The organism is Candidatus Jordarchaeum sp. (genome assembly GCF_052745115.1).
In genome coordinates, this window is sequence record NZ_JBRAKS010000296.1 from 1 (window position 1) to 4,882 (window position 4,882).

The window sequence follows — 4,882 nt, forward strand, 5'->3', positions numbered from 1 at the left end:
TATCTGGTCAGCCCCCTCTCGGACTGAAGCGAAAAGCTTTTTCATAGCAAATAACTAGTACAATTGAAAAAGAGAACCTAGACAAAAAAACCATCAAAACACTTTAGTAATCAACTAGGTTAAATAAGTACATCTCTGCCTTCATGCCGGCTCGGAGATAACCTCTTCTTCCATGATAAGAAAAAATCCTTTAAAGTACCATCCTCATAAAAATCATTAAGGAAAAAATAGAAGAAGGTATTTTCATAAAAAGAAGGTGCTGGTTATTACTGATAATGTGCTGGACGACGTAAGGGTCTTTGTTTCCAGACCACATGTTAATAAATGAGTGTTATTTGAGTTTAGTTCCGCACTCGCCGCAGAATCGGGTACCTGCTGGGTTTGATGCTCCACACTTCGGACATTTTTTCATTGCAAGGGGTGCACCACAATTGTTGCAGAACTTACCTGCCCCAGCCGGCTTGCCGCATTCAGGACAAATGGTTTGTTTACTCTCAATTTTACCAGTGAAAACCTCGGCTTGCTTAGCCTTTTCCCATATCTGCTCCTTAGCCCTTTGTGCCTTTGCAGCCGCTACCTCAGTGCTTACACGTGGCGCATCCTCAACACAGAGCCCTTCCTCTTCGTTCCAATCGTTTTCACAGACCCATAGTCTACATTTCGGGCAGCGTTGGAATTGACCCTTAGCCTCGTTTACTGCCGCTGCGAAGGCCGCTTGATGTTCTTTTTGCCACGCAGGAGACATGCCCTCGAATCGCTCGGAAATTACGTCCGGAGTTCGGTAAGATGCATCTTCTAAAGTTTCAGCCGCTCTCGCTACATCAGATAAACCTTTTAAATCAGCTACACGTGCACCGATACTTCCTGCTACACTCGCAGCTTTTCCAAGGCCGCGTAACACCGATCCTTTCTTGTAAGTTTTAGAGGGTATAAATTCGGATTTGTAGCCAGCCTGACAGATATCGCAGAAGAACGTAAACTGGAAACCCGCTTCAGTGCTGTTGTCTTCCATGTTTCTTGTGAATGGTTGCATTTTTACCATCATCTCTTACCTCCTTTCTTAATCTTTGGTAGTGGTTTGCCACAATTTAAACATTTCTCACCGATTGGCGGTTGTTCCGTTTTACACTTTGGACAAGTAACCACTAAGCGAAAGTTACAATTCGCACAGTATTCTGCAAGGGGGGTTATTTTGCCGCAGTTCGGGCAAGTGAGTTCTAAGGGTAATCCACAGACGCTACATTTTTTCCAACCTGCCTCGATTGGGCTGCGACATTTGGGGCATCTTAATGGACCTAAAGGTTCCGATCTCCCGCAAAATGGGCAAACATTGGATTCTCGGGGAATTAATTTGCCGCAGTAAGTACATGGATGTTTATATCCTAACATGATTTAACCTCCTTTTTTCTTATACGAATTGTTTATATTTATTCTTTCTCGCTTTCACTTTCGTCCACTCCCTTCGTCCATCTGGCGGAGTCATCTCGTGTGCTCACATTGAACTTCAATAAATCTGTGACATCTTTTTTCCACTGTTCAGGCGAACTGTGAATCACTCTACCTATGAAAAGGCTGCGAAGAATTTGAAGTGAGGATGACCTCACTAACGCAAATTTGTACTTTAAATATCTCGGCTCGTCCAATCGTTCATCTGGCAAATATATTGGCTCTCGCCTGAAGTTTATATCGATCATGCACCTGCTCATTCTTTTGGTAAGTTCATCAAATTCTTTGTGCAAGTCTTCTAGGTTCTTAAATTTAGGATAATCATTTCGGCTCACTATTCTGAAGAAGTAGGTCGCCCTTCCAACACCCTCACCAGATGTCTCCCCGCTAGAAGCATCATCACCAGATGAACCCTCATTTGAAGTGTTCTCACTCGAAGTATCCTCAGCGGAGGTTTCCTCACTAGAAGGTTCCTCACCAGATGGTGTCTTGCTAGAGGAAGCCTCCATGGCTACCGCATTACCTGGCTTTTTTGGGTCTGTGCTGTAAATGGGAACAAAAAACCAGAAGTAATCGCCTGTCAATTCGCCCATAAGTCCGCGTTTTATACCGATGCAAATCTTCTCTTGTTGTGACATTGATTTTAGAAAGTCGTATTCTTCTTTTATACCTATGGTGCTTAACCTCTTTTCCATTGCTGTCCACAGTTTTGGGGAAACTGACTCTATATCGCTTCTTTTTGCTAATTTTCCTTCCTTCATGAATTTGGCTACTTTTTTAATAGTTGCTGAATCCATTTCTGGCAGAATCTCTTTAAGCAGAGACTGCACTTTGAGCTGGAGCTTATTGTCCGCGTCGGATAACGCTTTTGTAAAGGGATCCAATTGTGCCCCCATCATCGAGAAAACTAGTCTTTCTCCGAGTTCCGTATTAATAACCAGCGTATAATCCTTCTTTGAGAATCCCGAAATATCACTGATGGGAATCCTCATAATCTCTGCCTTCTCAGGCATCACCACAAAAGATGTTTCGTACAAGCGAAGAATACAATTTCCTTCCTGCTTCTTTTGATTACTTTCATCGGTGTAAGTGAAATTCGCTTCTACGTCGGACTTCATTGCTAGCTTTTCAGTAACCAGCATATCTTTTAGTATGAGATTATTACGCTGTTCGTTTAAAATTCTCAAGAAATCTTCATAATGGTAGCCAAGATTAAAAAGGTTAAGTTTCTCGTTTGAGCTTAGTGAAAGACTAATCTTATAATCTCCCGCCGAAATCTCAAGAAGGTCTCGAAATGAGATAAACAATGCCTCACCAGATTCAGGTAGAATGGAAAGACTTTCTTCCTCAAGCTTGGCTTCACACTCTCCACCGCTCAATTCTTTGCCACTTGGATCCACCAGAGAATAGCTTGAAGAACAACTCATCATATAGCCACACCTTTCCTAGTATCTCTACAGAATAATCTAATAAATATTATCGAAAAATAGAGCACCGCCATACTTAAATAAGTGCTACATAGCTCCTTAGACAACAGAGCCCAGCTCTCCATTAAGCATCCTTATCTCATACTTGGTTAAAAACAAAATTCCACCTCCAACTTTCCATTAACTAAATGCAAATCGCAAATCATGTACTAATTTATTTATCATAAAAAGTTGCGTAAAACTTTTTAGAACCTAATTTCATCCAAATGCTTAAATAATTTAATAACATCAAATATACAAAAAATACTTCAACGAGTACATGAACATTTTTGGGAGGTAAGAGTTTTGGTTGAAGAATGGAGACTAATTTATAATCCAGAAGGAGATATGGCTGACACGGTAGCGTGGCCAGCTGCTTTGATAACTGGAAAAATGGTGGGAGCACCAAACACCATATTTATTGGAGGATTCAAAAAACTAGGCGTTAGCCTGGGATTCTTCCAAGACATAGACACCGAGGTCGACGTAGCCAAGGCAGAAGACCTAGATGTGGAAATCGTACGCAGACTAGGAGTAGGCGGAGGAACAATACTAATAGACCCCAAAGGATCAATGGCAATGCTCATGACCTTCAACGCAGACAGATACCCAAACATGGACAAAGCATTCTGCCAAATAGGCGGAGCACTGGCACAAGCCTACTGGAGAGTAGGAGCAAAACGAGCCTACTACGATCACATCGGAGATATTAAGGTGGGTTTTGAAAAGATTACTGGTTTCGGTTTTGCGAATATTGGAAACATAATGGTTCAGAACACCATTTTTAGTCTGGGGCCTCCAGACGTAGCGAAATTTTTGCAGGTTGCTAAGATTCCTCCGGAGAAGTGGAAGGACAAGAAGGTCAGTGATGTGAAAAAATACATTGCCAGCGTTGAAGCTGAAACCGGCAAGTTACCCTCAAGGGAAGAGTTCAGGGATGCTGTGGTAGAGGCTTTCGAGGACATGCTGGAGATTAAACTGGTTGAGGGAGAGATGCTGCCAGAGGAGAAGAAGGCATATGATGGAAACCGAGCAGTGGCGCTATCCGAGGAACACAACTTCAGAGTATCAAGTGCCAGAAGATTTGCAAAAATTCCAGCTGATCAAAAACTGAGCATGGCTAGGAATAAGGCTCGAAAACTCATAGTGGCTCATGTTTTAAGTGATAAAAACGACGTGATAAAAGATGTTATGATTTCAGGAGACTTCTACTGTTCCCCGTTGCCGTACTTGGGAGAGATGGAGAAATCGCTTGTGGGAGTAAAGGCTACGGATAAGAATGCTCTAGTTAACAAGATTAAGGAAACTTACGCCAAGCCAAATTGGCAGATTCCCATGGTTGATGCAGAAGACATCGCAACCGCTATAAATATGACTACGGGAAAAGCATAAATCGCCTAAAAAATTTTTCTTCTTCCTTTTTTTGGATTTTTTAATCTTTTTTATTTTAAAGAGACTCATTTCAGAGGTTAATCAATTTAAGGTAATATTCGCTTTTTCCATTCTCAATTATTTCTTCTATAATTTTTCCGATTTTTTCACCCACTCCAGATATTTCAGTGATTCTTCCTTCCTTTGTAAGTTTGGTAATATCGTCTGTGGTCTTGAAGATTTGGTTAGCTGCTTTTCGGTATGCGCTTCCTCTTTTTCCTATCATGTCTAGTAGATATCCTATTTGTTGGAGTACGTGTGATATCTCGTCTTTGATCTCGATTTTTCCATGGAAAAGCTGATGGGGGATTCTTAGAGGCATTTCATACTCTCGGCATGCCTGTAGAATAATGCTATTCAATTTTTCATTGTATTCTTCATTTGCGTGATATTCATGCTCGCTACATATCTGGTTGTATTTCGGGATTAGTTCTGGATATTTTTCTTGTAGTTTTTGGTAATAGTATTTTTTCTGGCGGTCCCTTAGGGTTCACAACAGTAGAAAGATTTAATGATAAATAATACCATTCTTGGACTTT

General features: G+C 41.2%; 5 protein-coding genes. 1 reads left to right on the forward strand and 4 read right to left on the reverse strand.

The features are described 5' to 3' along the window. Positions 1-331 precede the first annotated feature (331 nt). Genes ACUVXA_RS16370 through ACUVXA_RS16380 form a run of 3 tightly spaced genes read right to left on the reverse strand, consistent with a single transcriptional unit; the run spans position 332 to position 2,876 of the window. A complete protein-coding gene (locus tag ACUVXA_RS16370; protein ID WP_445872357.1) occupies positions 332-1,045 on the reverse strand; it encodes a zinc ribbon domain-containing protein in 714 nt (237 codons plus the stop codon). Beyond that, positions 1,042-1,389 (reverse strand): double zinc ribbon domain-containing protein, encoded by a 348-nt coding sequence (locus tag ACUVXA_RS16375; protein ID WP_445872358.1) that lies wholly within the window; start codon positions 1,387-1,389, stop codon positions 1,042-1,044. Before ACUVXA_RS16375 ends, ACUVXA_RS16370 begins: the two co-directional genes overlap by 4 nt. A gap of 38 nt (positions 1,390-1,427) precedes the next feature. Next, on the reverse strand, positions 1,428-2,876 hold the full coding sequence (locus ACUVXA_RS16380; RefSeq protein WP_445872359.1) for a hypothetical protein: 1,449 nt from the start codon (positions 2,874-2,876) through the stop codon (positions 1,428-1,430). Between the two features lie 342 nt (positions 2,877-3,218). Here ACUVXA_RS16380 and ACUVXA_RS16385 point away from each other — a divergent pair, with 342 nt between their 5' ends. After that, positions 3,219-4,304, forward strand: a complete 1,086-nt coding sequence (locus ACUVXA_RS16385; RefSeq protein WP_445872360.1) for a lipoate--protein ligase family protein — start codon at positions 3,219-3,221, stop codon at positions 4,302-4,304. A gap of 70 nt (positions 4,305-4,374) precedes the next feature. On the opposite strand, the gene ACUVXA_RS16390 is transcribed toward ACUVXA_RS16385, so the two are convergent. Next, a complete protein-coding gene (locus tag ACUVXA_RS16390) occupies positions 4,375-4,665 on the reverse strand; it encodes a hypothetical protein (RefSeq protein WP_445872361.1) in 291 nt (96 codons plus the stop codon). Positions 4,666-4,882 lie beyond the last annotated feature (217 nt).